Raw genomic sequence first — 24,954 nt, 5'->3', positions numbered from 1 at the left:
CAAAAAGGGCCCCGGCGCGGTGCCGGAGCCCTTCGGTGAAGCGTGGTTGCGCGGAGCGCGTGCTACTTCTTGCGCGCGCCGTTGACGACCGTCTTGAGGCCGGCGCCGGCGGTGAACTTCGGCGCCTTGGACGCCTTGATCTTCACGGTCTCGCCCGTCTGCGGGTTGCGACCGGTGCGGGCGCTGCGCTTGACGACGGAGAACTTGCCGAAGCCGGTCAGGGCGACTTCATCACCCTTCTTCAGCGTCTTCTCCACCGTGGTGATGAACGACTCGACGGCCTTGCGGGCGTCGGCGTTGGTGAGACCGCTGTCCTTGGCGATGGCCTCGACGAGCTCGGTCTTGTTCATGCGGTTGCTCCTGGATCGACGGCAAACAGAGGGCGCAGCCTAGAGCAGGCGCCGTACGGATGAGGCCTGCCCATAGGCCGCGAGCCCTTGTGCCGACACGGGATCGGCCGGGTTCAATCCTTCCGGAGCGCGTCCTTGGCCTTGTCGGCGGCATCGCCGACCTTGTCCTTGACCGCGCCGGACGCGCGGTCGACCTTGCCCTCGTTCTTGAGGGAGTCGTCGTCGGTGAGGGAGCCTGCGGCCTCCTTGGCCCGGCCCTTGAGATCGTCCTTGGTTCCGTCGCTCATGGGGTTCGGCCTACCCGGTTCACGCGCTCGCACGCGCCCGAATGCGAGCGGTGAGGCGTTCCAGCACGTCGGGGCGCAGGTCGTGGAAGCGCAGCCAGCGCCCGGTGGCGCGGGCCTGGACGCGCAGCTGGCCCGCGCGGCGGAAGCGCCCGGCGGGGCGCCCTTCCACGCGCGCGAGCTCGCGGTAGCGCACGTAGCGCACGCGGCCCATGATCGCGTCGTCGCGCAGCCACAGCAGGCGGCGATCGGTGAGCGCGAGCTGGACGTCGTGGCTGTCGCCCGTGGCGGTCAGGACGACCTCGTCGACCATCTCGCCGGGCTCCAGCGTCTGCAGCAGCTCGCGGGCCAGGACGCGGCGCACGGCGGGCGCCAGCCACGCGCCGGCGATGACGGGCGGCGGCGATGACGCGGGCGGGCGGGCGGCGGTGCCGTTGGCGGCGGTCGTCGCGGGCCCCGCGGCGTGCCCCTGCTCGAGCTGCTCGCGCAGCAGGTCGTAGGCGGCGTTGATCGAGATCATCAGCTCGCCGTCGGCGCCGCCGGCGCGGTCGGGATGGAAGCGCTTGGCCAACGCGCGGTAGGCGCGCTGGACCTCGTCCGGCGTGGCGCCGGGGTCGAGACCGAGGACGGCGTGCGGGTCCATCGCGTCCATTGTGGCGAACGCCGGTCAGCGTTCCGGCCAGATCCCTTAACCAATCGGCCGGGATCGCCGATAATCGTGCCCGTGATGCAGACCCGGCGGGAACGCGTGTACCTGGAGACCCCCCGACACCGGATCGCGGGGACGCTGACGCTGGCGCGGGACGGCTACCGCAGCCGCGTGTCGGACGTGCTGAACGCGTCGGAGCGGGACTTCATCCCGCTGACCGACGTGACCGTCGAGCTCGTCGGCCACGACGGTCCCGGGACCCACCACGACTTCCTCGCGGTGAGCCGCCACCACGTCGTCATCGCGATCCCCGAGCTGCCCGAGGACGGGAGCCTGGAGGCCGCCTCCGCGGCCGTGCCGCCCGCGGGCGCGCTCTAGGCGCCGCGTCCGCAGACCTTGAAGCCGTACTGACGGCCCAGCTCCTCCGCGTAGGCGACCTCCTGCCGCTGGGCCTTGGTGACCTGCGCCATCGCGTCGGAGTCCTGCTCGCGCAGCGCCCGCGACTCGTCGGCGAGCGCCTGGATCTGGCCGTCCAGCACCTTGATGAGGCCGTCGAGGATCGGCCGGTCGGCGGTCTTGGGCCGCGGCAGCGCCTTCAGCTCGCGCTCGTGGGCGGCGAACACCGGCAGGTAGTTGTCGATCGCCTGGGCGGCCTGCTCCGCCGAGCCGGTCCTGAACGCCTTCGCGACGACCTGGTTGGCCCGCCGCGAGACGCCACGCGCCAGCAGGCAGACCCGATCGGCGCGCTTGACGTACTGCGCGCGCGTCAGGGGCTCGGCGCGCGCGGGCGCGGGCGCTTGCGCGGCGGGCCGAGCCTTCGGCGCGGCCGGCGTCACCGCGGCGACCGTCGCGACCTTCGCCCGCTCCTTCTCCTCCTTCGCGCCGCCGCCACAACCGGCGACAGCGACCACCAACGCACCAACCATCGCGCCCTCCAGGGCACGACGACGACCATGCAGCATGGGACAGGACCTTCCGGGACGTTGGCACCCCGCCTCTCCACGCGCGGCACCGGGACGGCGACCGTACCCGCCCGCGGGCGCGCGACGCAACTGGCCGACCGGCTGGGCCGCGGCACCCACCGGCGCGTCAAGCGCGCCCCGGCGAAGCGGAGAGGGAGGGATTCGAACCCTCGGTGGACCGTAAAGCCCACACACGATTTCCAGTCGTGCCCGTTCAGCCGCTCCGGCACCTCTCCTGGAAGGGCGTAAGGGTAGCGGTCAGATCTGCCAGGCGCCGTTGACGAGGACGGCGGTCTCGGTTCCGTCGACGTCGACGCCGAAGACGCTGACCTCCGGAGAGCCGATCATGAAGTCCACGTGGATGGTCGAGTCGTTGACGCGATCGGCCTCCGACTCGTCCACGCACATCTGGTACGCGTGCCCCAGCGCGATGTGGCTGGCGGCGTTCTCGTCGAGCAGGGTGTCGAAGAAGACGGTGTCCAGCGCGCCGATGCGGCCCTCGCCGTCGACCAGCGCCGCCTCGCCCAGGCGGTTGGCGTCCTCGTCGCGCGCCGCGTAGGACCGCAGGACCTCGGCGTTCTCGTCGGCGTCGATCCGGATCGCGCGGCCGTCGCGGAACTCGACCTCCAGCCCGCGGATGATGCTGCCGCCCAGGACGAGCGGCTTCGTGGCCCGGACCACGCCGTCGGCGCGGGTCGGGTCCGGCGAGGTGAAGATCTCCTCCGACGGCAGGTTCGGCAGGTGCACGATCCCGTCGACGGTCTCGAAGCGCGCGGCCAGGAACTTGGAGGTCTTCAACAGCCCGACGGTCAGGTCGGTGCCCGGGCCCCGGAAGCGCAGGGCGTCGAAGCGCCGCTCGGTCACGCGATCAGCGGCGCTCACCAGGAAGTCGGCACGGGCGCGCCAGGCGGCGATCGGGTCCTCGGTGTCCAGCCGGCAGACGTGCAGGATCTGGTCGCAGAACGTGACCCACGCGTCGTCGGGATCGAGGTCCGGGTGCACGAGCTGCGCCCAGGCGCGCGTCGGGCCGGGCACCGCCGTCCAGTTCGTCGTGCGCTCGTTGACGACCTTGCCGGTCTCGCGCAGCGCGGGCAGCTGGTCGCGGCCGACGCGCGCGGGATCCAGATCGCTGAGCAGCCCCGGATGCGCCGGGCCGCTGAGCCCCACGCGCGCCGCGCGCTCGCGCCCCAGCGACAGGATCCGCTCGCCGTACCAGTCGGGCACGTAGCCCAGCGTCTCCTCGTCGGCGTGCAGGAGCCGCGCGCGCTTGACGTACAGGTCGAAGTAGGAGACGTCGACGAACTTCGCGCCGTGCCGGTAGCCGGCGGCGGCGATCGCCCGCGTCACCGCCTCCTTGCCGATCTCCGAGCCGATCGACAGCAGCTGGCCGCGCTGCAGGTTGGCCGCGGTGAGGACCACGAGGTCCGCGAACCGGTCGAGGACTTCGGGATCGTCGAAGGCCGCACGCTTGCTCATCCCCCCACCCTATCGGCGGGGATGGGCAGGTTCGACCGGCTTACGGTCGGTCGACGATCCGGAGCACCGCGTCCAGCCCGGAGATCTCCAGGACGCGGGCGACCGGCCCACCGTCGACGACCGCGACGGCCAGCGCCCCGCCGTGCTCCTGGGCGGCCAGGTGGGCGGCGACGATCACCCGCACGCCGGTCGAGTCCATGAACTCCAGCGCGCGCAGGTCCAGCGCCACGCTCGCGCCCTCGCGCAGCGGCGGGAGCAGCGCGGACTCCAGCTCGGGCGCGGTCGCGAGGTCGAGCTCGCCACGCGCGGTGACGACGCTGCGCTCGTCGACCTGCTCGACGGTGACGGAGAAGGGTGCGGGGCCGCTGCCGCTCACTGGAACCGCAAGCCTAGCCGGACCGACGACGGTCAGCGTTCTGACCTCCCGGCGCGGAGCCAGTCCTCCAACAAGGTGTCCAATGCGGGCCCGTTGAGCAGATCGAAGTGATCGTGGCCGCCGACGTGGACGCGCCGCGCCCGCACCCCGTGCGCGCTGGAGGTCAGCACGAGCAGGTCGCCGGCCAGCCGCCCCACCGGATGCCCCGCGTCCGCCGTGACCGTCGCCGCGACCGCGAGATGGCGCGCGTCGGGCAGCACGTCGCCGGGCAGCCCCCGCGCCAGGTCCTTGATCCCGGCGCTGCGCGCGTCGAGCACCGCGCCGACCGGCCGGCCCTCGGGCACGAGCGCCAGCGCCCGGCCCGCCAGCCGCGCCGCCCGCGCCAACGGCGCGCCACGGTGCGGCGTGCCGAGCGAGACGGTCGACTCGACCGCGGCCACCCAGGCGCCCCCGTGCGCCGCCGCGGCGCGGATCACCAGCCCGCCCATCGAGTGGCCCACGAGCACGAGCCGCTCCACCGCCACCGGCCACGTCGCGACCAGCTCGTCGAGCAGCGCCGCCAGCGCGCGCCCGTTGTCGGCGATCGAGCGGCCCGTGTTGTAGCGGACGGTCACCGGCGTCGCGCCCAGCGGCGCCAGCACGCGCGTCGCGTACGTCCCGCCGCGCTCGCGCGCCTTCAGCGACCACGCCGCCTCGGTCTCGCAGAGCCCGTGCACCAACACCACCACGAACGGCGTCGCCGTCGCCGCGTCCACCGCCGGCACCACGGCCATCGCGGTCGCCAGCGCGCTGCCGGACGCGTGCAGCCGGTCGCCCCAGACGCCGTTGAGCGCCCCGCGCACCAGGCGCCCGCGCGGGTCGTCGCTGAGCACCCGCGGGCCGACGCCGCCCGCGCGCACCGCGGCCGCCACGCCGCCCCCGACCGCGCGCCCGCCGCCGCGCACCAGCGCGTAGACGCCGCCGGCGACCGCGTCGTGCGCGGCGCGCGCCGGACCTCCGGGCGTGCGGCCCGCGATCGCCCGGTGCAGCTCCTCGACGCGCGCGACCGCGCCGCCGAAGCCGTCGGTGGCGAGATCGGCCAGGGCCGCCAGCTCGGAGTCCGTCATACCCCGACCGTGACACCGTTCGATGTCACGGTCAAGGCCCCACGTCCCCACGCCGCGCGCTGGGCGAAGTCCATCAACGTGTCGAAGTAGGAGGCCAACGGCGCCGCCGCGACGCCGGACGGCTCCAGGATCGACCGCGCCCAGCGGTCGTCGAAGCGCACGCCGAGGCGGAAGTACGGGAAGTACACGCGCGCCTGCTCCAGCGCGCGCCGCTGCGGCTCGGGCATCGGCTCCGCGAGCGCCGCCTCGATCACGCCCGGGTCGACGATCGCGGGCTCCGGCACGCCGAAGCGCGCCGCCGCCAGGTCGATGACCTCGGAGACCGTCGAGGCGTGCCGCCCGGCGACCGCGTGGTAGGTCCCCTCGGGCGCGCCCTCCAGGCCGAGCACGACGTCGGCCACGTAGTCCACCGGGACGACGTCGACCGGCGCGTCGGAGACCGCGGGCACGACCGGCAGCCGCCCGCGCGCGAACATCTTCAGCGGCCAGTACAGGACGTTGAACGACCGCGTCCACCCCGTGGCCCGCTCGCCCACGACGATCGACGGCCGCACGACCTGCAGCGGCAGCCGCGGCGTCCAGGCCCGCAGCAGCTGCTCGGCCTCGTGCTTGGTCCGCTCGTAGGTGTTGCGGAACGGGTGGCTGAGCGTGACGTCGTCCTCGCCGAAGACGCCCAGGCGCTCGCCCGCGACGTACGCGGTCGAGACGTGCACGATCCGCCGCAGCCCGGCGCCCCGTCCGGCGCAGCGCGTCGCCAGCTCGGCGACGCGCGCGGCGCCCGCCGCGTTGACCGCCCGCGCGGCGTCGAGCGGCAGCTCGAAGCTCACCGCCGCGGCGCAGTGCAGGACCTCGTCGCAGCGGTACGCGAGGTCCTCGCGGTCGGCGAAGCGCAGGCCGAGCCCGTCGGCCAGCAGGTCGGCCGGGACGGCGGTGACGCGCGACATGTAGGTGTCGAGCGACGCCGCGTGCGGCACGACGTCGGCGAGCGCCGCGCGGACGCGGGCCGCCGCGTCCGTCCGGTCGGTCGCTCGGACGAGCGCGATGATGGGACGATCTGAACGCTCCAGAATCCGTAGGATGATCGCCGTCCCGACGAAACCGGTGACGCCGGTCACGAGGACGGCGTCGGTGCGCGTGGGGAGCATGCGAACGATGATGCGCGGTCGCGCGGCCCGTCGCCACGGACCATCGGTCGAGAGGGCAGCAGGGTGACATCGACCGCCGGGACCACCTAGGCACATAGGATCTGCCGCATGATCGCCCTCATCACCGGCGCGTCGAGCGGCATCGGCGAGGTCACCGCCCGGCGCGTCGCGCGCGAGCCCGGCGCCCGGCTCGTCCTCGTCGCGCGCCGTCGGGACCGCCTCGAGGCGCTCGCCGCGCGGCTGCCCGGCGTCGAGACGCTGGTCCTCGCCGAGGACCTCACGGACGCCGAGGCGCCCGCGCGGATCGAGGCCGCCGTCCGCGAGCGCTTCGGCCGCCTCGACCTCCTGGTCAACAACGCGGGCGGCGGCTGGCGCGGGCGCTTCGCCGACGTCGGCACCAAGAACCTGCGCCAGACGCTGGAGCTCAACCTCTTCGCCCAGGCCGCGCTGACCGAGGCGCTGCTGCCGCTGCTGCGCGAGAGCGCGCCGAGCGCGATCGTCAACGTCGCCTCGACCGCCGGCCGCGTCGCGCGCCCCGGCTCCGGCGGCTACAGCGCGTCGAAGTTCGCGTTCATCGGCTGGAGCGACGCGCTGCACCTGGAGGAGAAGCCCCACGGCGTCCACGTCGGGATCGTCAACCCCGGGTTCGTCTCCACCGAGGGCTTCCCGCAGAAGGAGCTGACCGACAGCCGCGCCACGCGCTGGATGGTCTCCGAGCCCGAGAAGGTCGCCGAGGCGATCATGCAGGTCGGCCCCGGCCGCAAGGCCGAGCGCTACGCGCCCCGCCCCTACGCCCTGGCCGCGGCCGCGCGGCTGCTGCTGCCCAACCTGACGCGCCGGATCCTCGGCGGCCAGGCCGGCGACGCGATGGCGACCTCGACCAAGGTCGACGAGAACCAGGCCTCGCTGAAGCGAAGCTAGCCTGCCGAAACGGCACCCCGCGGGGGCCTGACTTGCCGGGCCGGCAGCGGGAAGTCCTTCAACTTGGCGGTGCGGACTTGAGATGGTCCGCGGATCATGCGACGGCTCGTCCTCCTGCTCTGCTCAGCGCTGCTGCTGTCCGGGCTCCTCGCCGGCGTCGCCGACGCGCGGCAGGCCATCCGCGGCCCGGGCTACCGGGCCTACGCGCCATCGGGCTGGACGGTCAAGAAGACCTCCAGCCGGGGCTGGCGGACGGTGACGATCGCGTCGCCGCAGCGCGCCCCCAACCGGAGCCCGGTGGCGCTCGTGGCGGTGGCGACCGCCCCGATCAAGACGATCGAGCGACGGCTGAAGCTCGGCGTCAGCGACAAGGGCGTCCTGGCCCAGAAGCTGATCTCGATCCCGCGCGACGCCACGCTGCTGCAGGTGGCGTTCGGGCCGTCGCCGACGGCGCTGGCCGGCGCGCGGGGCGCCGTCTTCGGCGTGACCTACAACCTGAAGGGCGACGGCACCCAGCACTCCGCGGCGGTCGTCCAGCACGGCCGCCGGATCTACATGCTGCAGGTGGTCCGCGACCAGAGCCTCTCCGAGCTGGGCAGCACGGCGGCCGACATGGTCGGCAGCACCTGGCGCTGGAGGTGACGGGCTCCTAGCCCGCGCGCTCGCGCAGCTTCGGCAGCACGTCCTCGGCGAACTGCGCGATGAACCGCGCCTGGTCCGGGCCGGGGCCGTGCAGGAGCAGGTCGTCGAAGCCGAGGTCGAGGTAGGTCCCGATCTTCTCGACGACCTCGTCGGGGTCGTCGGAGACGATGAAGCGCGTGTGGGCCTGCCCGACGTTCTCGTCGGCGACCCGCTCCATCTCGATCGGGTCCTCGATGCCTTCCTTCTGCTCGGGCGTCAGCGCCAGCGGCGCCCAGAAGTTGCAGTTGTCGAAGGCCTTCTGCCGGTCGCGGTCGTAGGAGACCTTGATCTCGATCATGTGCCGGATCTGGGCGTGGTCGCGGCCGGCCTGCTCGGCGCCCTCCTTGACTTTCTCCAACAGGTCGAGGTACAGCTGCGGGTCCTTGCCCGACGTGCAGATGAAGCCGTCGCCGACCCGGCCCGCCAGCTTGGCCGCCAGCGGCCCGGAGGCCGCGACGTAGATCGGGACCTCCTCGGCGGGCCGGTCGTAGATCGTGGCCTGCGACGTGTTGTAGTACTCGCCCTCGAAGTCGACGCGCTCCTCGCGCCACAGCCGCCGGATCAGCTCGATGGCCTCGGCCATCCGCAGCCGCCGCTCCTTGCGCCCGGGGAACTCGGCGCCGGTGGCCGGGGTCTCGTTCATCGCCTCGCCGGTGCCGACGCCGAGGAACACGCGCCCCGGCGCCAGGCACCCGAGCGTCGCGAACGCCTGGGCGACGATCGCGGGCTCGTAGCGCAAGGTGGGCGTCAGGACGCTCGTCCCGAGCAGCGCCCGGTCGGTCGCGACGGTCGCCGCCCCCAGCCACGGCAGCGCCGCCGGCGAGTGCCCGCCGTGGTGCCGCCAGGGCTGGAAGTGGTCCGAGGTGGCCACGATCTCCAGCCCCGCGGCCTCCGCCTGCTTGGTGTAGTCCAACAGCGTGGCGGGGTCGAACTGCTCCGCCGACGCCTTGTAGCCGATCCGAACGGTGCCCATGGACTGCACCCTAGTGCGCGTCGATCGTCAGCCGACGTCCGGCGCGGCCACGCAGGCCGCGCCGTCGCAGGTGTCGATCAGCGCGCCGCCGGGCGCCAGGAACGCCGCCTTCTGGGCGCGCGCCGCCGGGGTGCGGCGGACGGCCTCGTGCGGGTCCTGCAGCCCCGAGTTGGGACGGTTGGCCAGCGGCGGGACCGTCACGTTGGCGGGGCCCCAGTCCCAGTAGACGATCGCCGACCCGTCGAAGGGGTAGGACTTGATCGCCGGGATGCCCCACGACGGCTCGGACTGCGGCGAGCGGCCCGACGGCAGGATCGGCGTGTGGATCGACGCGCCGATCGTGCGCGCCTCGACGTCGGCCTGGTACTGCGTGACCTGGTGGTCGCCGTTGGCCACGTCGAGCAACACGGTGTGCTTGGGCGTGTTGGGCAGCGGGTCGGTCGTCATGTGCTGGGCGTAGCCGTCGCCCTCGCCGCGGTCCCACAGCAGCTGGGCCAGGTCGAGGATCAGCGGGCGCTCCTGCTCGACCTTGTAGGCGGGGTACATGACCAGCGAGTACACGTCGAAGTCGTGCGAGCGCGGCAGCAGCACGCTGTAGTTCATGCCCGGCACGCCGAGCACCGCGCGCGTGAAGTCGGGCGCCAGCGCGGTCAGCGCGCCGCCCGCGATCCCGCCCTGCGAGTTGGAGTCGTAGCCGATCGACCCGGTCTGCACGATCGGGCGGCCGTCCTGCTGCAGCAGCGGCGAGGTCGCCAGGCCCTGCGGGTGGGCCATGATCCGGCCCAGCACCAGCGCGTCCAGGAAGCCCTGCTGCAGGCGGTCCGGCAGCGCCGGCATCCCCGAGAAGTCGCCGAGCACCGACGCCGCGGTGCCGATGTCCTCGTTGGCCATGCCGATCCACGGCGTCGCGCAGAACACCGTGTTGCTCTCGGCGGCCATCTTCGGCACGTCGGGCCCGGTCAGGATCTCGGTCTCCTTGCCGAGCAGGCCGTGGCCGTAGAGCGCCAGGCGCGCCGGGTGGTCGGCGGTCGCCGTCGCGGGCACGACGCACGTGAAGCGCGCGGCGTAGGTGCCCTGGAGCTTCGGCATCCCGGTCTTGGCGTCGATCGTCATCCGCGAGCCGGGCGCGCAGCCGTTGGTCAGGTAGCACGGGACCGTGAACGAGCCCTCGAGCACCTGCGCGTAGCGGCCGTCGTCGTACTTGGCGAAGTCGCCGTCCAGCGGCTTGGGCGCCAGCGCGAACGACGGCGCGGTGCCGGAGACGACGCCGTCGGCGAGGTTGCTGTCGCCGAAGGACTTGAAGGTCTGGTCGCGCATGTAGAGCACGCGGCCGGCCAGCGACTTCTCGGTGGCGACCGTGAAGTCCCAGGTCAGGAAGAGCGACTTGTCCTTCTTGACGCCCGCCTTCTTGAGGTCCTTGAAGATGCGCGCGTAGCGCGTGCCCGGCTTCTTGGCGTCGCGCAGCTTGGCGAAGCGCGCGCCCGCGCGGATCGCGCTGCCGTTGGCGCGCTTGAGCGAGCGGAGGATCACGACGTAGCGGTGGCCCTCCAGGAAGTTCTTGGCCGGGTGGATCTCCAGCAGCCGGTTGCCGGTCTTGGCGTTGTTGTCCAGCTCGGCCCAGATCGGCCAGCGCTTGCCCGAGGTGGCGTCCCAGACGATCACCGGCGCGCTCTTGGCGGAGTACTTGGACAGCGCGCTGAGCGAGACCGCGCCGGTCTTCTTCAGCGCCGCGTCGGTCTGGATCGCCGGCACCTTGGTGAGGATCACGCTGCCGGGCGAGAAGCCGTCGAGGCCCTTCCAGCCGGACGCGTCGATCGCCTTGCCCTTGGCGTTGCGCGGCATTTGCGACGTCTTGAGCGCGACCTGGCCGTTCTTGCGGAACGCGTCGTTGGGGAACGGCAGCAGGCAGGCCGCGTCGTCGAGGCGATCGCAGCCCGGCGCGGCCACCGGCGAGGAGGCCGCGTGCGCGGCGGTGGACGGGACGGCGACGGCGAGGGCCGCCGCCAGGGCGGGGACCAACCGCCGTGGCAACTGATGGGACATGGCGCGGCACCCTACGCCTCCGGCGTGACAGATGGAACGCCGGTGTCTCGGTTGGTGGTCAGGTAGGCCGTCAACAGCACGACCGCCTCGTCCACGTAGGCGTCGACCGCGACGCCGCGCGGGCGCAGCACCAGCTCGTGCGTGACGGTCTCCACGACGCGCGCGACCATCCGCGCCGCGAGCTCCGGGTCACGCCCCACGTCGTCGCGCTCGCGCAGGTACGCGGAGACCGCAGCCACCGCGGCGTCCTCCAGCGCGTCCAGGCGCCGCCGCAGCGCGGGCGGGCGCGGCGCCTCCTCGAACAGCACGCGGTGCAGCGCCGGGCGCTCGCGATGCAGCGCGACCATCGCCTCGACCAGGCGCCGCATCGCGACGTCCACCGGCGGCCGCTCCGCGGTCAGCCCCGCGAGCACCGGCCCGGCCACCGCCACGCCCTCCTCCAGGTGGCGCTGCACCAGGGCCACCAGGATCGCGTCCTTGTTGGGGAAGTACTGGTAGAGCGACCCGATCGACACGCCGGCCCGCTCGGCGATGCGGTTCGTGGTCCCGGCCGCGTAGCCGTGGCGCTCGAAGACGCGAGCCGCGGCGTCGAGGATCGCCTCGACCGTGAGCCGGGATCGCTCCTGGCGCGGGACCTTGCGGGGGCTGGTGCGGGCGGGCATGAAATGCGAGTGGCGAAGACGTGAGGAATTGCTCACGATAGAGGCCATGATCACCGTCCGCCGCACCACCCCGCTGCCGATCGGCGCCGAGACCGCGTTCGGCCTCGCGCTCAAGCCCGCGACGTTCGCCTACGTCGCCCGGGGCGTGCTGCGCGTTCCGGCGCTGGCGACCGTCGACGGCGACTTCTCCGCGCCGGGCGCGCAGGCCCGCGGCCGCCTGTGGTGGCTCGGCGTCCTCCCCACCTGGACGCACCACCTGCGCGTCGTGGCGATCGAGCCCGGCCGCGAGGTGCGAACCGCCGAGCACGGCGGCCCGGTCCGGACCTGGAACCACCGCCTGACGTTCACGCCGACCTCGCCGGCCGGCTGCGAGTACACCGACGAGATCGAGATCGACGCCGGGCCGCTGACGCCGCTGGTCGCCGTCTTCGCCCGCACGTTCTTCGCCCTGCGCCAGGCCCGCTGGCGGCGGCTGGCGGCCGTGCTCAGCTGACGAACGCCCGGACCAGGTCCAGGTACTCGGGCACGGCCAGCAGGAACGAGTCGTGCCCGTAGGGCGAGGCGACGACGTGCTCGGCGACCTCGGTCATCCCGCCCGCGCGCAGCCCGGCCGCCAGCGCGCGCGAGTGCTCGGTGCCGAAGCGCCAGTCGGAGTCGAAGGACACGACCAGCGCGCGCGCCGCGGGGTCCAGCGCCACCGACCCCGGGCCGCCGCCGAAGGGGTCGAACGCGTCCATGATCCGCGTCAGGTACAGGTAGGAGTAGGGGTCGAAGCGCTCGTCGAAGATCTTGGCCTGGTGCTCCAGGTAGGTCTCGACATCGTAGGCCGGGGCCAGCCACTCGCGGGCGTCCCGCACGTCGGCCCAGCCGTCCGGCTCGGCGCGCGTGAACTTGTCCGCCATGCCCTGCTCGCTGAGGTAGGTGACGTGCGCCAGCCGCCGCGCGGTCGCCATGCCGCGCCGGAGGTCCGGGTCGTCGAGGATCGCGCGGCGCGCCACGTGCGAGAGCGCGATGTTCTGCGCGCTCAGCCGCGCCGACGCGCAGATCAGCGCCGCGCGCTCGATCTGGCCGGGCGCGTCGATCAGCCACTGCAGGACCTGCATGCCGCCCATCGAGCCGCCGATCGCGACCGCGAGGCGCTCGATCCCCAGGTGCGCCAGCAACCGCCGGTGCACCGACACCAGGTCGGCGATCGCCAGCGGCGGGAAGTCCAGCGACGTCGGCCCGGTCGTCCCCTGGCAGCCGCCGAGCAGGTTGGGGCAGATGACGAAGAACCGGTCGGTGTCGATCGGGCAGCCGGGCCCGATCATCGAGGTCCACCAGCCGCCGGGCCCGCTCGCGCGCGCGTCGCCGGTCAGCGCGTGGCAGACGAAGACCGCGTTGGACGCCTCGGCGTTCAGCGTGCCGTAGGTCGCGTAGGCAACCTCGACCGGCGCGAGCGTCCGGCCGCAGGCGAGCGCCAGCGGGTCGCCCTCGTCGAAGAGGACGACCCGCTCGACGGTCGCAGGCTCCTCGGCCTGCTGCGTCATCCGCGCCCCCGCGCCTACGCCGTCGCGCGCGCCTGGGCCAGGGCCTGGTCGAGGTCGGCGATCAGGTCGTCGACGTGCTCGATGCCGACCGACAGGCGCACCGTGTCCTCGGTGACGCCCGCGGCCGCCAGCTCCTCGGCGTTGAGCTGCGAGTGCGTCGTCGTCGCGTTGTGGATGGCCAGCGACTTCGCGTCGCCGATGTTCGCCAGGTGGCTGAACAGCGACAGGGACTCGATGAACGTCCGCCCCGCCTCCAGGCCGCCCTGCACGCCGAAGGTGATCAGCGCGCCGCCGCCGCCCTGGAGCACCCGCTGGGCGACCTCGTGGTACTTGTCGCCCTCCAGGCCCGGGTAGTTGACCCACGCGACCGCGTCGTGCGCGTCCAGCCACTCGGCGATCTTCTGGGCGTTGGCGTTGTGGCGCTCCATGCGCAGCGGCAGCGTCTCGATGCCCTGCAGGAACAGGAACGCGTTGAACGGCGACAGCGCGGCGCCGGTGTTGCGCAGCAGGACCGTGCGGGCGCGGCCGATGTAGGCGGCCGGGCCGAGCGCGTCGCTCCACACGACGCCGTGGTAGCTGGGGTCGGGCTGCGTGAGGCCCGGGAAGCGGGCGCCGTTGGCGACCCAGTCGAAGCGGCCGGCGTCGACGATCGCGCCGCCGATCGACGTGCCGTGGCCGCCGATGAACTTCGTCAGCGAGTGGACGGCGACGTCGGCGCCGAGGTCCAGGACGCGCGCGCCCAGCGGCGTGGCGACCGTGTTGTCGACGATCAGGGGCAGGCCCTGCGCGTGGGCGGCCTCGGCCCAGGCCGGCACGTCGAGGACGTTGAGGCGCGGGTTGCCGATCGTCTCGCCGAAGACCAGGCGCGTCCTGTCGTCGGCCAGCGACGCGACCGCCGACGGGTCGTCGGCGTCGGCGAAGCGGACCTCGATGCCGTACTGCGGCAGCGTGTGCGCGAACAGGTTGTAGGTGCCGCCGTAGAGCTGCGAGGTCGCGATGATGTTGTCGCCCGAGCGCGCGACGTTCAGCACCGCGTAGGTGACCGCGGCCTGGCCGGACGCCGTGACGAGCGCGGCGACGCCGCCCTCGAGCTGCGCGACGCGCTGCTCCAGCACGTCCCACGTCGGGTTCATGATGCGCGTGTAGATGTTGCCCGGGACCTCGAGGCCGAACAGCTTCGCCGCGTGCTCGGTGTCGTCGAAGACGTAGGACGAGGTCTGGTAGATCGGGACCGCGCGCGAGTTCGTCGTCGGGTCGGGCTCCTGCCCACCGTGCAGCGCGATGGTCTCGGGGCGGTAGGTGATGGCGTCGTCGGACATGGTGCGTGGCCTCGCTGACGGGTTGGCGGAAATTCCGGAAAACCCTATCAAGATTCTTCACTAACGATGGGAGGCGGGCGCCGCGCCGCGCGCCGGAGCGCGCGACGCGGCCCGCCGGGCCGCTAGCCCTTCACGGTCGGCAGCACGAGCCTGGCCCGCGCGACCGTGACCGTCCCCGTCCCGCGCTGCGGCGCCCACACCGTCGAGCCGGAGATGATCTGCAGCGTGTAGCGCGCGCCCTTGGCCGCCGCGGCGGCGATCGGGTCGAGGTCGCGCGTCACCGTGTGCTTCCTGCCGTCGAGCACCAGCGGGATCGGCGTGACCTGGTTGCCGACGACGAGCTTGCGCTTGACGTCGACGATCTGGGCGAACACCTTGGCGCCCTTGGCGGGCGTGCCCTTGCCCGAGTAGGACAGCGTCAGCCGCGGCGCGCCGACCAGCTGCGCGGCGCGCGGCGTCCGGAACGCGATCTGCAGCGACGCGCTCGCCGGGGCCGGCGTGGCCGCGACGCCCGTCTTGTCGCCCGACTGCGTGCCCTTGACGAGCTTCAGCCTGCCCTTGCCGGAGACGGCGATCGACCCCGCGGCCTTCGCCGGCCACGCCGGCGCCGAGCGCCACTTGGCGTCGTCGGCCAGCCACTCGAAGCCCGGGCCGGTGTTCGCGCTCGCGTCCTTCTTGAGGTACTTGGCGAACCAGGCGGCGGTCAGGTCGGTCAGGTGCTGGGAGCCGAGCGCCAGCGTCGGGGCCGCCCCGCCCGGATCGCCGGTGCCGGTCAGGCACGTGCCGTGCCCGCCGCAGAACCACACCATCTTGACCGGGGCGTGCCCGGGCCCGTTCTTGATGGCGTTGTAGAGCTTGATGTCCTCGTCGAGCGGGAACAGCGTGTCGACCGTGCCGCCGACGACCATCGTCGGCGTCGTGATCTTGGAGACCGCGTCGCCCGGCCCGCGCGCGGCGAACCACGCCGCGTCGGCGCTGCTGAGCACGCCGGTCTTCGAGCCCTGCTCGTAGGCCGAGGTGATGTGCGGGTCCAACCCGGGCGGCACCGCGTTGGCGGCGCCGAGCCCCGACCCGTACAACAACGTGTCCCAGCCCTGCTTGAAGGTGTCGTCCTTGTAGAGGCTCGTGCGCAGGCTGTGCCAGCCGACGACCGGGACGAGCGCGTCGAGGCGGTGGTCGGCGATCGCGGTCGAGTACTGGATGCCGCCGCCGTAGCTGCCGCCGGCCATGCCGACGCGCGGGTCGCCGGGGCCGTCGTTCAGCGACCACGGCTGCTGGGCGACCCAGTCGACGATCGCGCTCGTGTCCCGGCCCTCGATCGACGGCGTGTCGATCGAGACGACCCCGCCGCTGGTCCCGAACCCGCGCGGGTCCCAGGTGACGACGTTGTAGCCGTCGTCGTTGAGCTCCTTGATGACGCCCTTGGTCGGGTCGGTGTCGCCGGACTGCGACCACCCCGGCCCGTTGAGGACGGTCGGCGCGGCGCCGCCCGCGGGCGACGGGAACACGTGGATGGTGATCGCCGTGCCGTCGAACGACGTGACGGTGGCGTCCTGCGCATGGGCGGCGGCCGCCGGCGCGAACGCGGCGGTGAGGGCGACGGCGAGCGTCGCGCGGACCCGGGACATGGGCACTTCTCTCCTTCGAGTGGGACGACTGCGTGCCGCGTCGATGCGGCAAGCTCGGCAGACAACCACCGCCCGGACAGCGCGTCAAGCACGGAGACCGCGCCGACGACCGACCGCACGGGCCCGGAGACGCCCTCCGGGCCGGCGGTCGCGAAGGCTACGAAGCGGCCACCCCGCGCGGGATCATCACGTACCGGTACCGGAGGACGGTGCTCAGGGGGACCGAGGCGGAGTTGTCGTGGGTGAAGCGCCACACGTACAGCTTGCCCGGCTCCACGCGGTAGTTGATGGTGTTGACCTTGCTGCCCGCGTAGGAGGTGTAGGGCAGCTGCCAGATGGCGCTGCCGAACGTCGCGTAGACCTGGATGTCGTTCTGCGCGATCGCCTGGGCGGTGAAGGCCGCGACGTCGATCGAGGTCTGCTTGATGGCCGAGTTGTCGTACGTCGCGTCGACCGTGCTCGGCAGGTAGAACCAGTCCGACGTGATGACGTTGGCGGTGCCGGCGTCGCCCTGGGGCCCGGCGTCGCCCTTGGGGCCGGTGTCGCCCTTGGGGCCGGCGGCACCGGTGTCGCCCGTCGCGCCCGTGGCGCCCGTCGCGCCGGCGGCGCCCGCCGGGCCGACGACGGTCGTCGCCGCCGCGAGCGTCAGCTTCTTGGCCTGCCCGCCGCCCTGGCACTTGGCCTTGGCGCTGCTGAGCGTCAACGGCTTCCCGGACGCCGTCGCGCAGACGTAGACCGGCTTGGGCGCGGTCGTCGCGGCGACCGCGTAGCCCCCGCCTCCGGCGAGCGCCACGAGCAGGGCCACCACGGCGAGGTGGTGCTGACGGAGGTACAGCGCGGCACGGCGGACCATCGGACGGCTCCTTCCGCAAGGTTCTCGCGCGGACATCCGCGCGGCGGGAACCCTAGGCCACGCCCCGGCGGAACCGGGCGATCAGCGCGCTTCGAACATCGCGACCAGGCGGTCGCGGCAGTCCGGCCACTGCTTGCGCGCGCGGTCGTCGCCCGGGTGCAGCGTGTCGAGCAGCGTCAGGCCGCGGATCGTCGCGACGCTCATCTCGACCAGGCGCTCGAAGTCCGGGCGGTCGGCGGCGTCGGGGAAGAGGTTGCGCGCGAGGTTCAGCGTCTGGCGATCCAGCTGGCGCTCGACCTCGACCAGGTGCGGGCGCAGCTCGGGGTCGGTGCGCGCCGCCGACCACAGGTCCAGCGCGCCCTGGAAGAGCGGGTTGGCGTAGTTGGACCACAGCAGGTCCAGGCCCTCGGCCACGCGCGTGGGACCGGTGGGCAGCGTCTCCAGGGCGACGATCAGCTCGTCGCGGCGCTTGAGCGCCAGGTGCTCGATCGCCGCGGCGACCAGCGCCGAGCGCGTCTGGAAGTGGTGCAGGTGCGCGCCGCGCGACACGCCGGCGCGCTCGGCGACGCGCGCGGTCGTCGTGTTGGCGTAGCCGTCCTCGACCAGGCACTCGAGCGTCGCGTCCAGCAGCGCCTCGCGCGTGGCGGCGCTGCGCTGCGCCTGGTTGCGGCGCTCCTGCGGAGCCTTCTGCCGGGGCTGGACGGACATCGCTCGCGGGGATGTTACTTGCGTTCGCGACTGAATGTTTCTGTGGTAGCTTCCGCGCCCTGACCGCAGTACTCGATTTCGCCTAGAGGAGACACAGGGCAATGGCAGCCACCGAGGCGTTGGTCTTCGACGCCATCCGCACCCCGCGCGGGAAGGGCAAGAGCAATGGCTCTCTGCACGGGACCAAGCCGGTCGACCTCGTGGTCGGCCTGATGCACGAGATGCTGATCCGCAACGAGAAGCTCGACCCCAACCGGGTCGACGACGTCGTGCTCGGCTGCGTCTCCCCCGTCGGCGACCAGGGCGCCGACATCGCCAAGACCGCCGCGATCAAGGCCGGCCTGCCGGACACGGTCGCCGGCGTGCAGCTCAACCGCTTCTGCGCCTCCGGCCTGGAGGCCGTGAACATCGCCGCGCAGAAGGTCGCCTCCGGCTGGGAGGACCTCGTCTTCGCGGGCGGCGTCGAGTCGATGTCGCGCGTCCCGATGGGCTCCGACGGCGGCGCCTGGGCGATGGACCCGGAGACCAACTACGACACGTCGTTCATCCCGCAGGGCGTCGGCGCCGACCTGATCGCGACCGTCGAGGAGTTCTCGCGCGAGGACGTCGACGCGTACGCGGCGCGCTCACAGGAGCGCGCGGCCGCCGCGCAGGCCGCGGGCAAGTTCGACAACTCGGTCATCGCGGTCAAGGACATCAACGACGCGGTCGTGCTCGACCGCGACGAGTTCATCCGCCCCGGCACGACGGTCGAGACGCTCGGCAACCTCAAGCCGTCGTTCGCCGTCATGGGCGAGATGGGCGGCTTCGACGCGGTGGCGCTGCAGAAGTACCACTGGATCGAGAAGATCGACCACGTCCACACGCCGGGCAACTCGTCGGGCATCGTGGACGGCGCGTCGCTGCTGGCGATCGGCAACGCGGCCGTCGGCGAGGAGCTGGGCCTGAAGCCGAAGGCCCGCATCCTGGCGACGGCGGTGTCCGGCGCCGACCCGACGATCATGCTGACCGGCCCGGCGCCGGCCTCGCGCAAGGCGCTGGCCAAGGCGGGGATCACGGTCGACCAGCTCGACCTCGTCGAGATCAACGAGGCCTTCGCGGCCGTCGTCCTGCGCTTCGTGCGCGACATGGGCCTGGACATGGAGAAGGTCAACGTCAACGGCGGCGCCATCGCCATGGGCCACCCGCTCGGCGCGACCGGCGGCATGATCCTCGGCACGATCGTCGACGAGCTGCACCGCACGGGCGGCAAGTACGGCCTCGCCACGCTCTGCGTCGGCGGCGGCATGGGCATCGCGACGGTCGTGGAGGCGCTCTAGCCATGGCTTCGGAGAGCACCACCATCAAGTGGGACAAGGGTGAGGACGGCATCGTCGTCCTGACGCTCGACGATCCCAACCAGTCGGCGAACACGATGAACCGCGCCTACATCGAGTCGATGGGCGCGACCGTCGATCGCCTGGAGGCCGAGAAGGACTCCATCAAGGGCATCGTGCTGACGTCGGCCAAGAAGACGTTCTTCGCGGGCGGCGACCTGCACGACCTCAAGGCGGTCACGCGCGAGCAGTCCGCCGAGTTCGCCGAGGGCATCCGCCTCGTCAAGGGCCAGCTGCGCCGCCTGGAGACGCTCGGCGTCCCGGTCGCCGCGGCGATCAACGGCGCGGCGCTGGGCGGCGGGCTGGAGATCGCGCTGGCGACGCACTACCGCGTCATCGTCGACTCGCCGAAGGCCAAGCTCGGCTTCCCCGAGGTCAAGTTGGGGCTGTTGCCCGGCGGCGGCGGTGTGGTCCGCACGGTGCGCATGTTCGGCATCGTCGACGCGCTGATGCAGCTGCTGCTGCAGGGCCAGGAGAAGCGGCCCGCGCAGGCGCTGGAGATGGGCCTGGTCAACGAGGTCGTGCCGACCGTGGACGACCTGGTCCCGGCCGCGAAGAAGTGGATCGACGCGCAGGGCGAGGACTTCGCCGGCCAGCCGTGGGACGTCAAGGGCTACAAGATCCCGGGCGGCACGCCGTCCAACCCGAAGCTCGCGATGAACCTGCCGGCGTTCCCGGCCAACCTGCGCAAGCAGCTCAAGGGCGCCAACTACCCGGCGCCGCACCACATCATGGCCGTGGCGGTCGAGGGCGCGCAGGTCGACTTCGACACCGCGATCGAGATCGAGGGCCGCTACTTCGTGGACCTCGCGACCGGCCAGGTCGCCAAGAACATGATCCAGGCGTTCTTCTTCGACCTCCAGCAGGTCAGCGGGGATCGCGGGCGGCCCGACGGGCTGGAGCGCTTCGCGCCCAAGAAGGTCGTGGTGCTCGGCGCGGGCATGATGGGCGCGGCGATCGCGTACGTCTGCGCGAAGGCCGGCATCGAGGTCGTGCTCAAGGACGTCGACCAGGCCGCCGCCGACCGCGGCAAGGGCTACAGCGTCACGTTGGTCGAGAAGGCCGTCGGGCGCGGCCGCCAGTCCCAGGAGGACGGCGACGCGCTGCTGGCCCGGATCACGCCGACGACCGACCCGGCCGCCGCGGCGGGCGCCGACCTCGTGATCGAGGCCGTCTTCGAGGACCCGGGCGTCAAGAAGCAGGTCATGGCCGAGATCGAGCCGCACCTGGCACCCGACGCGTTGTTGGGGTCCAACACCTCGACGCTGCCGATCACCGCGCTGGCCGAGAACGTCTCCCGCCCGGCCGACTTCATCGGGCTGCACTTCTTCTCCCCCGTGGACAAGATGCCGCTGCTGGAGATCATCAAGGGCGAGCAGACGTCCGAGGAGACGCTGCACCGCGCGCTGGACCTGGCGCGGCTGATCAAGAAGACGCCGATCGTCGTCAACGACTCGCGCGGCTTCTACACCTCGCGCGTCATCGGCACGTTCATCAACGAGGGCATCGCGATGCTCACCGAGGGCGTCCCGGCGCAGTCGATCGAGCAGGCCTCCTCGCAGGCCGGCTACCCGGCGCCGGTGCTCCAGCTCAGCGACGAGCTGAACCTCGAGTTGATGGCCAAGATCCGCAAGGCGTCCAAGGAAGCGGTGGAGTCCGAGGGCGGGACGTGGGTCGACCACCCGGCGTTCGGGGTCATCGACAAGATGTTGGAGGAGGGCCGCGCCGGCAAGCTGCGCGGGGCCGGCTTCTACAACTACGAGGACGGCAAGCGCGCCGGGCTGTTCGCGGGGCTGAAGGAGTGGTTCCCGCCCGTCGCGGACCCGTCGCAGATCGCTTTGAAGGACCTGGAGGAGCGCATGCTCTTCGCCGAGTCGATCGAGACGATCAAGTGCCTTGACGAGGGCGTCCTGGAGACCGTGGCCGACGCGAACATCGGCTCGATCTTCGGCATCGGCTTCCCGGGGTGGTCGGGTGGCTCGCTGCAGTACGTCAACGGCTACGAGGGCGGCCTGGCCGGCTTCGTGGCACGGGCGCGGGAGCTGGCCGAGAAGTACGGCGACCGCTTCGAGCCCCCGGCGTCGCTGGTGGCCAAGGCCGAGGCGGGCGAGAGCTACAACGACGCTCCGGCGCCGGTGGCTGCGTAGTCGTCCCTTCGCCGCTCTTCGCTGTTGTGCTTGCGGCCCGTCCGGGGGTTGGTTCCTCGGGCGGGCCGTTGTTTGTGCTTGCTCGAGCCTTCGGGGCGTCTGGATGGTCGCCGCATCGCGACCCGGACGGACTCACTGCGCCTCGCGCTCAGGTTGCTGGTCGGCGGAGGGTGGTGGGTTTGTGTGGCTGGGACGGTGGTGCGGGCGGTTGGCGCGGGGCGCCGTGGCATCGGAGGCCGCGCTGCGGACTTCGTTCCCCGCCGGGTCATCGATGCGGCGACCTTCACGGGCGCGGGCTTCCGCACGGTGTCCTCCGCCGCCCCCATCGGTAGGCTCTTCTGAGCATCACCTAGAACGAAATCGCCCCCGCGTCGCGCCAACGACCCGGGGGCATGGCCCAAGGAGCACTACCTCCATGAGCGCTGTCAAGCGTAATGGCGTCGCGATCGTCGGCGTCGATCCGTCCACCGCCGATGTGCTGCGTCGGCAGGCGTTGGTCGTCCTCGACGCCAACCATCACTTCTTCGAGGAGATCTTGTCGTTCGGTCCGGCGGCGCAGTTCGCGTTGTCGGTGCGCTACCGCGATGCCTTCGCGGTCCTGGACGCCGTCAGCTGGGCACGGCCCGACGTTCCGCCCGCGTCGGTGGACGTGCCGATCACGCCCGGCCTGGCCGAGCAGTTGCTGACGTGCCGCTACGAGCTGGGTCACACCAACCTCGACCGCCTCGCCATGCGTGACGCCGAGAGCGATCCGGTGGTGCGCGCCGAGATCGATGAGGCGATCGACGTCGACCGAGCCGCCGCGATCGCGCTCGATCGCCTCGTCGCCCGAGCCGCCGCGGCCTTCTGAGCCACCCGGCCACGCCTGCGGCACGCCAGCCCGGGGGATCCGGGTCACTGCCAACGTCCTTGGGACGTCGGCAGTGACCCGCGTTCCCGCCGGGGAGGGCCGAGCCACCCGGCGGCAGCCCAGGCCCGTGAAGACCGCCGCATCGATGACCCGGCGGGGAACGGAGTCCGCAGCGCGGCCTTCGATGCCACGGCGCCCCGCGCCAGCCGCCCGCACGACCGTCCCAGCCATACAAACCCGCAACCCTCCGCCGACCCGCCACCCGAGCGCGAGGCGCAGAGACCCGTCCGGGTCGCGGTGCGGCGGTCATCCACCCACGCCCGAGCACGCGAAGGCCCCACAAGAGCCATACGATCCGCAGCCACGATGCCCAAGAACGCCGACGAGATGCTGAACCACGCCGCCGAGCGCCCGGCCGATCTGGCCGCGCCCGGGCTGTCTCCGCGCCCGCGCCGCAAGGTCGCGGTCCTGTCCTGCATGGATACGCGGATCGACCTCTTCCCGATGCTCGGCATCGAGCGCGGCGACGCGCACATCATCCGCAACGCCGGCGGGCTGGCGACCGACGACGCGCTGCGGTCGTTGTCGGCGTCGCAGCGGCTGCTGGGCACCGAGGAGATCGTCGTCGTGATGCACGAGGGCTGCGGTCTGCACGGTGGCTCGGAGGACGACTACCGCCGGGCGCTGGCCGCCGACGGGATCCTGCCGACGTGGCGGCTGGGGGCGTTCGACGACCTCGAGAACACGCTGCGCGGATCGCTCGCGCGCCTGCGGGCCGCCCGTGAGCTGCCGCACCGCGATCACATCCGGGGGTTCATCTTCAACCCCGAGGACGGGTCGCTGCGCGAGATCGAATGAATCGCGGCCCAGAACGGTAGACATGCTTGTGTTCGGACGGGTAGAGTCCCGCCGTGCGCAGGAGAGCAGCTGAGGTCTGGGTCATCGCGGTCCTCGCGGCCGCCGCGGCGTGGTGCGCGCCGGCGGGCGCCGCGCAGGTCAGCGGGTCGCTGCAGGTGACGGCCACCACCTCGACGAGCGTGTCGTTCACGTTCACGGTCAAGCGGGTCTGCTCGGGCGGCGAGCAGTGCGACTACTTCTCCGAGCTGGACCAGCTCACCGACGCCTCGGCCTGCCCGGCCACCCGCCCGCACGACCCGTGGATCCTGTGGACCGGCGACGTCCAGAACACCGGGCCGGCGACCGAGACGGGCCGCGCGCGGCCGCGCGGCTGGAGCGGGGCGGCGGTCGTCGGACCGACGCGCCTGTGCCTCTACACGTTCACCGACGGCGACTACACGCTCGTCGCCACCGCGGTGATCACGCGCCCGTCGGGCGGCGACCCCGGCGACGCGTCCCCCGGCGGGGACGGCTCGACGCCGACCACCACGCAGCCGGGCGGCGGGACCGGATCGGGCACCGGCGCCGGCGGCGCGACGCCGAAGGCGCCGTTGAGCAAGCCGTCGGCGAGGACCGTCACCTGCCTGCGCTACACCTACCAGCAGGACGCGCAGAAGGCGCTCAAGAGCGACAAGACGCTCGCGGCGCGGCTGGACCGCAACGGCAACGGCGTCGCCTGCGAGAACCTGCCCAAGCACAAGCGCTACGTCGCCACGATCGCCCTGCGCGACGCCGCGACCGCGACGCGCGCCGCGCTGCGCCGCTCGCACGGCACCGCGTTCGCCGCCGGCAGCCGCTACCACGCGCGCTGCCGCCGAACCGCTCGCACGCGCGTGCGCTGCGCGGTCGCCTGGCGCCACGGCGGCACGTGGACGGGCTACGTCGACGTCGTCAGCACGCTGCGCGCCAACGAGCGCGTCGTCGCCACGCACGTCCACGTGCGCCGCTCGGTGTAGCGCGGCCGCCGCACGCCTCGCCCGCTCGACGTAGCGGCCACCGCACGCTCCAGCGCTCCAGCGCTCGACGTACCGCGCCGCCGCGCGCCCCGGCGGCGTCGCTCAGGCCGCGAAGACCGGCGCGAGCGTCTCGCCGGCGAGCGCGACCGCGTCGAGGTCGTGGACGTCGGCCAGCGAGAACGTCACGCCCTCGATCCCGACCGACTTGTAGGCCTCGGCGCGCTCGCGGATCCGGTCGGGCGTGCCCGAGGTCGTCGCGGCGACGCGCTCGGCGGGGAAGCGGGCGCGGAGGTCGTCCAGCTTGGCCTCCAGCGCCGCCTCGTCCTCGGCCACGACCAAGGACATCATGACGGTCTTGGTGATCTCGGACGGGTCGCGACCCACGTCCTCGCAGTGGCCACGCAGGACGCCCAGCAGGTGGTCGGCGCGCTCCGGATCGCCGAAGAGGTTGCAGCCGTCGGCGTACTTCGCGACGAAGCGCAGCGTCTTCTTCTCACCGCTGCCGCCGATCAGGATCGGGATGTCGCCCCGCAGCGGCTTCGGGTTGTTGTAGGCGTCACGGACCGAGTGGTGGGTGCCGTCCACGGTCGCCTGCTCCTGCGTGAACATCGCCCGCACGATCCGCAAGTGGTCCTCCAGCCGCTCGAAGCGCTCCTTCAGCGGCGGGAAGTCATAGCCGTAGGCCCGGTGCTCCTCCTCGAACCAGCCCGCGCCGATCCCGTGGAACCCGCGGCCGCCGGAGACGAAGTCCAGCGTCGTCGTGATCTTCGCGTGCTGCGCCGGGTTGCGGTACGTCACGCCGCCGACCAACAACCCCAGGTTGATCTTCTCCGTCCGCGCCGCCAGCCCCGCCAGCATCGTGTTGCCCTCGAACATGTAGTTCTCCGGCGGGCCGACCGGCGGGATCTGGTGGTAGTGGTCCATCAGCGTCACCGACGTGAACCCCGACGCCTCGGCGGTCTTCACGATGTCGACCAGCCGATCGAACAGCGCCTCCGGCGCCACCCCGGGGTAGTTGAAGTTCGGCAGATGCAGGTTCAGCTGGATCGGCGCACGCATGCCG

The 24,954-nt window shown here is 72.6% G+C and carries 25 protein-coding genes, 1 tRNA gene and 1 pseudogene; 9 read left to right on the top strand and 18 right to left on the bottom strand.

Annotation, left to right across the window (positions count from 1 at the left end):
* Positions 1 to 62 precede the first annotated feature (62 nt).
* The 3 genes and pseudogenes from VFG42_RS10985 to VFG42_RS10975 form a co-directional block, all read right to left on the bottom strand.
* Positions 63 to 362, bottom strand: a pseudogene (locus tag VFG42_RS10985) (HU family DNA-binding protein); the annotation flags it as partial.
* 101 nt (positions 363 to 463) lie between these two features.
* Positions 464 to 637: a CsbD family protein gene (locus tag VFG42_RS10980; protein WP_324908262.1), complete on the bottom strand. Its 174-nt coding sequence runs from the start codon at positions 635 to 637 to the stop codon at positions 464 to 466.
* A gap of 19 nt (positions 638 to 656) precedes the next feature.
* Entirely contained in the window at positions 657 to 1,277 is a 621-nt protein-coding gene (locus VFG42_RS10975) for a J domain-containing protein (RefSeq protein ID WP_324908260.1), read from the bottom strand.
* Positions 1,278 to 1,361: 84 nt separating this feature from the next.
* On the opposite strand from VFG42_RS10975, the gene VFG42_RS10970 reads away from it, so the two are divergent.
* The gene (locus VFG42_RS10970; RefSeq protein WP_324908258.1) at positions 1,362 to 1,661 is read left to right on the top strand and encodes a hypothetical protein; all 300 of its coding nucleotides are present in this window, start codon (positions 1,362 to 1,364) and stop codon (positions 1,659 to 1,661) included.
* Here VFG42_RS10970 and VFG42_RS10965 read toward each other — a convergent pair.
* The 6 genes from VFG42_RS10965 to VFG42_RS10940 all read right to left on the bottom strand — a co-directional run bounded on the left by VFG42_RS10965 (position 1,658) and on the right by VFG42_RS10940 (position 6,348).
* Complete coding sequence (locus VFG42_RS10965) at positions 1,658 to 2,197, bottom strand: hypothetical protein (RefSeq protein ID WP_324908256.1); 540 nt, start codon at positions 2,195 to 2,197, stop codon at positions 1,658 to 1,660. The two genes, VFG42_RS10970 and VFG42_RS10965, sit on opposite strands and share 4 nt — an antisense overlap.
* Positions 2,198 to 2,392: 195 nt before the next feature.
* A tRNA-Ser gene (locus VFG42_RS10960) sits at positions 2,393 to 2,481 on the bottom strand.
* 22 nt (positions 2,482 to 2,503) lie between these two features.
* Positions 2,504 to 3,721, bottom strand: a complete 1,218-nt coding sequence (locus tag VFG42_RS10955; RefSeq protein ID WP_324908255.1) for an aminopeptidase — start codon at positions 3,719 to 3,721, stop codon at positions 2,504 to 2,506.
* A 40-nt stretch (positions 3,722 to 3,761) separates the two neighbouring features.
* Complete coding sequence (locus VFG42_RS10950) at positions 3,762 to 4,097, bottom strand: STAS domain-containing protein (RefSeq protein WP_324908253.1); 336 nt, start codon at positions 4,095 to 4,097, stop codon at positions 3,762 to 3,764.
* A 32-nt stretch (positions 4,098 to 4,129) separates the two neighbouring features.
* Positions 4,130 to 5,203, bottom strand: a complete 1,074-nt coding sequence (locus VFG42_RS10945) for an esterase/lipase family protein (protein ID WP_324908251.1) — start codon at positions 5,201 to 5,203, stop codon at positions 4,130 to 4,132.
* The gene (locus VFG42_RS10940) at positions 5,200 to 6,348 is read right to left on the bottom strand and encodes an SDR family oxidoreductase (RefSeq protein WP_324908249.1); all 1,149 of its coding nucleotides are present in this window, start codon (positions 6,346 to 6,348) and stop codon (positions 5,200 to 5,202) included. The genes VFG42_RS10945 and VFG42_RS10940 overlap by 4 nt, the downstream gene beginning before the upstream one ends.
* 108 nt (positions 6,349 to 6,456) lie before the next feature.
* Between VFG42_RS10940 and VFG42_RS10935 the strand changes: the two genes are divergently transcribed.
* Positions 6,457 to 7,269 carry an SDR family NAD(P)-dependent oxidoreductase gene (locus VFG42_RS10935; protein WP_324908247.1) on the top strand — a complete coding sequence of 271 codons (813 nt, stop codon included), beginning with the start codon at positions 6,457 to 6,459 and terminating at the stop codon, positions 7,267 to 7,269.
* A 96-nt stretch (positions 7,270 to 7,365) separates the two neighbouring features.
* Positions 7,366 to 7,911 carry a hypothetical protein gene (locus VFG42_RS10930; protein ID WP_324908244.1) on the top strand — a complete coding sequence of 182 codons (546 nt, stop codon included), beginning with the start codon at positions 7,366 to 7,368 and terminating at the stop codon, positions 7,909 to 7,911.
* Between the two features lie 7 nt (positions 7,912 to 7,918).
* On the opposite strand, the gene fgd is transcribed toward VFG42_RS10930, so the two are convergent.
* From fgd to VFG42_RS10915, 3 genes are read right to left on the bottom strand one after another with little or no spacing between them, the layout of a single operon-like run.
* Positions 7,919 to 8,923: a glucose-6-phosphate dehydrogenase (coenzyme-F420) gene (gene fgd, locus VFG42_RS10925; protein ID WP_324908242.1), complete on the bottom strand. Its 1,005-nt coding sequence runs from the start codon at positions 8,921 to 8,923 to the stop codon at positions 7,919 to 7,921.
* Between the two features lie 27 nt (positions 8,924 to 8,950).
* Positions 8,951 to 10,966: a hypothetical protein gene (locus VFG42_RS10920; RefSeq protein ID WP_324908240.1), complete on the bottom strand. Its 2,016-nt coding sequence runs from the start codon at positions 10,964 to 10,966 to the stop codon at positions 8,951 to 8,953.
* 11 nt (positions 10,967 to 10,977) lie between these two features.
* Positions 10,978 to 11,628 carry a TetR/AcrR family transcriptional regulator gene (locus VFG42_RS10915; RefSeq protein ID WP_324908238.1) on the bottom strand — a complete coding sequence of 217 codons (651 nt, stop codon included), beginning with the start codon at positions 11,626 to 11,628 and terminating at the stop codon, positions 10,978 to 10,980.
* A 46-nt stretch (positions 11,629 to 11,674) separates the two neighbouring features.
* On the opposite strand from VFG42_RS10915, the gene VFG42_RS10910 reads away from it, so the two are divergent.
* Positions 11,675 to 12,121: a hypothetical protein gene (locus VFG42_RS10910; RefSeq protein ID WP_324908236.1), complete on the top strand. Its 447-nt coding sequence runs from the start codon at positions 11,675 to 11,677 to the stop codon at positions 12,119 to 12,121.
* Here the strand turns inward: VFG42_RS10910 and metX are convergent.
* The 5 genes from metX to VFG42_RS10885 all read right to left on the bottom strand — a co-directional run bounded on the left by metX (position 12,114) and on the right by VFG42_RS10885 (position 17,665).
* Positions 12,114 to 13,157, bottom strand: a complete 1,044-nt coding sequence (gene metX / locus VFG42_RS10905) for a homoserine O-acetyltransferase MetX (protein ID WP_324908234.1) — start codon at positions 13,155 to 13,157, stop codon at positions 12,114 to 12,116. The two genes, VFG42_RS10910 and metX, sit on opposite strands and share 8 nt — an antisense overlap.
* Positions 13,158 to 13,171: 14 nt before the next feature.
* Positions 13,172 to 14,476: an O-acetylhomoserine aminocarboxypropyltransferase/cysteine synthase gene (locus VFG42_RS10900; protein WP_324908232.1), complete on the bottom strand. Its 1,305-nt coding sequence runs from the start codon at positions 14,474 to 14,476 to the stop codon at positions 13,172 to 13,174.
* Positions 14,477 to 14,598: 122 nt separating this feature from the next.
* Positions 14,599 to 16,104, bottom strand: a complete 1,506-nt coding sequence (locus VFG42_RS10895) for a CocE/NonD family hydrolase (RefSeq protein ID WP_324908230.1) — start codon at positions 16,102 to 16,104, stop codon at positions 14,599 to 14,601.
* A gap of 157 nt (positions 16,105 to 16,261) precedes the next feature.
* A complete protein-coding gene (locus VFG42_RS10890; protein WP_324908228.1) occupies positions 16,262 to 16,957 on the bottom strand; it encodes a hypothetical protein in 696 nt (231 codons plus the stop codon).
* Between the two features lie 81 nt (positions 16,958 to 17,038).
* A complete protein-coding gene (locus VFG42_RS10885; RefSeq protein ID WP_324908226.1) occupies positions 17,039 to 17,665 on the bottom strand; it encodes a TetR/AcrR family transcriptional regulator in 627 nt (208 codons plus the stop codon).
* 101 nt (positions 17,666 to 17,766) lie between these two features.
* Between VFG42_RS10885 and VFG42_RS10880 the strand changes: the two genes are divergently transcribed.
* The 5 genes from VFG42_RS10880 (at position 17,767) to VFG42_RS10860 (ending at position 23,891) form a co-directional block, all read left to right on the top strand.
* A complete protein-coding gene (locus tag VFG42_RS10880; protein ID WP_324908224.1) occupies positions 17,767 to 18,984 on the top strand; it encodes an acetyl-CoA C-acetyltransferase in 1,218 nt (405 codons plus the stop codon).
* Positions 18,985 to 18,986: 2 nt separating this feature from the next.
* Positions 18,987 to 21,188: a 3-hydroxyacyl-CoA dehydrogenase NAD-binding domain-containing protein gene (locus VFG42_RS10875; protein WP_324908222.1), complete on the top strand. Its 2,202-nt coding sequence runs from the start codon at positions 18,987 to 18,989 to the stop codon at positions 21,186 to 21,188.
* Between the two features lie 415 nt (positions 21,189 to 21,603).
* Positions 21,604 to 22,038: a hypothetical protein gene (locus VFG42_RS10870; protein ID WP_324908220.1), complete on the top strand. Its 435-nt coding sequence runs from the start codon at positions 21,604 to 21,606 to the stop codon at positions 22,036 to 22,038.
* Between the two features lie 366 nt (positions 22,039 to 22,404).
* Positions 22,405 to 22,896 (top strand): carbonic anhydrase, encoded by a 492-nt coding sequence (locus tag VFG42_RS10865; protein ID WP_324908218.1) that lies wholly within the window; start codon positions 22,405 to 22,407, stop codon positions 22,894 to 22,896.
* A 53-nt stretch (positions 22,897 to 22,949) separates the two neighbouring features.
* The gene (locus VFG42_RS10860) at positions 22,950 to 23,891 is read left to right on the top strand and encodes a hypothetical protein (RefSeq protein ID WP_324908216.1); all 942 of its coding nucleotides are present in this window, start codon (positions 22,950 to 22,952) and stop codon (positions 23,889 to 23,891) included.
* A 102-nt stretch (positions 23,892 to 23,993) separates the two neighbouring features.
* On the opposite strand, the gene VFG42_RS10855 is transcribed toward VFG42_RS10860, so the two are convergent.
* Complete coding sequence (locus VFG42_RS10855; protein WP_324908214.1) at positions 23,994 to 24,950, bottom strand: LLM class F420-dependent oxidoreductase; 957 nt, start codon at positions 24,948 to 24,950, stop codon at positions 23,994 to 23,996.
* Positions 24,951 to 24,954 lie beyond the last annotated feature (4 nt).

This window comes from Baekduia sp. (genome assembly GCF_035685985.1).
Taxonomy (GTDB): domain Bacteria; phylum Actinomycetota; class Thermoleophilia; order Solirubrobacterales; family Solirubrobacteraceae; genus Baekduia.
The sequence above is the reverse complement of the archived record's forward strand: the minus strand, read 5'-3'. Positions and strand labels throughout refer to the sequence as shown.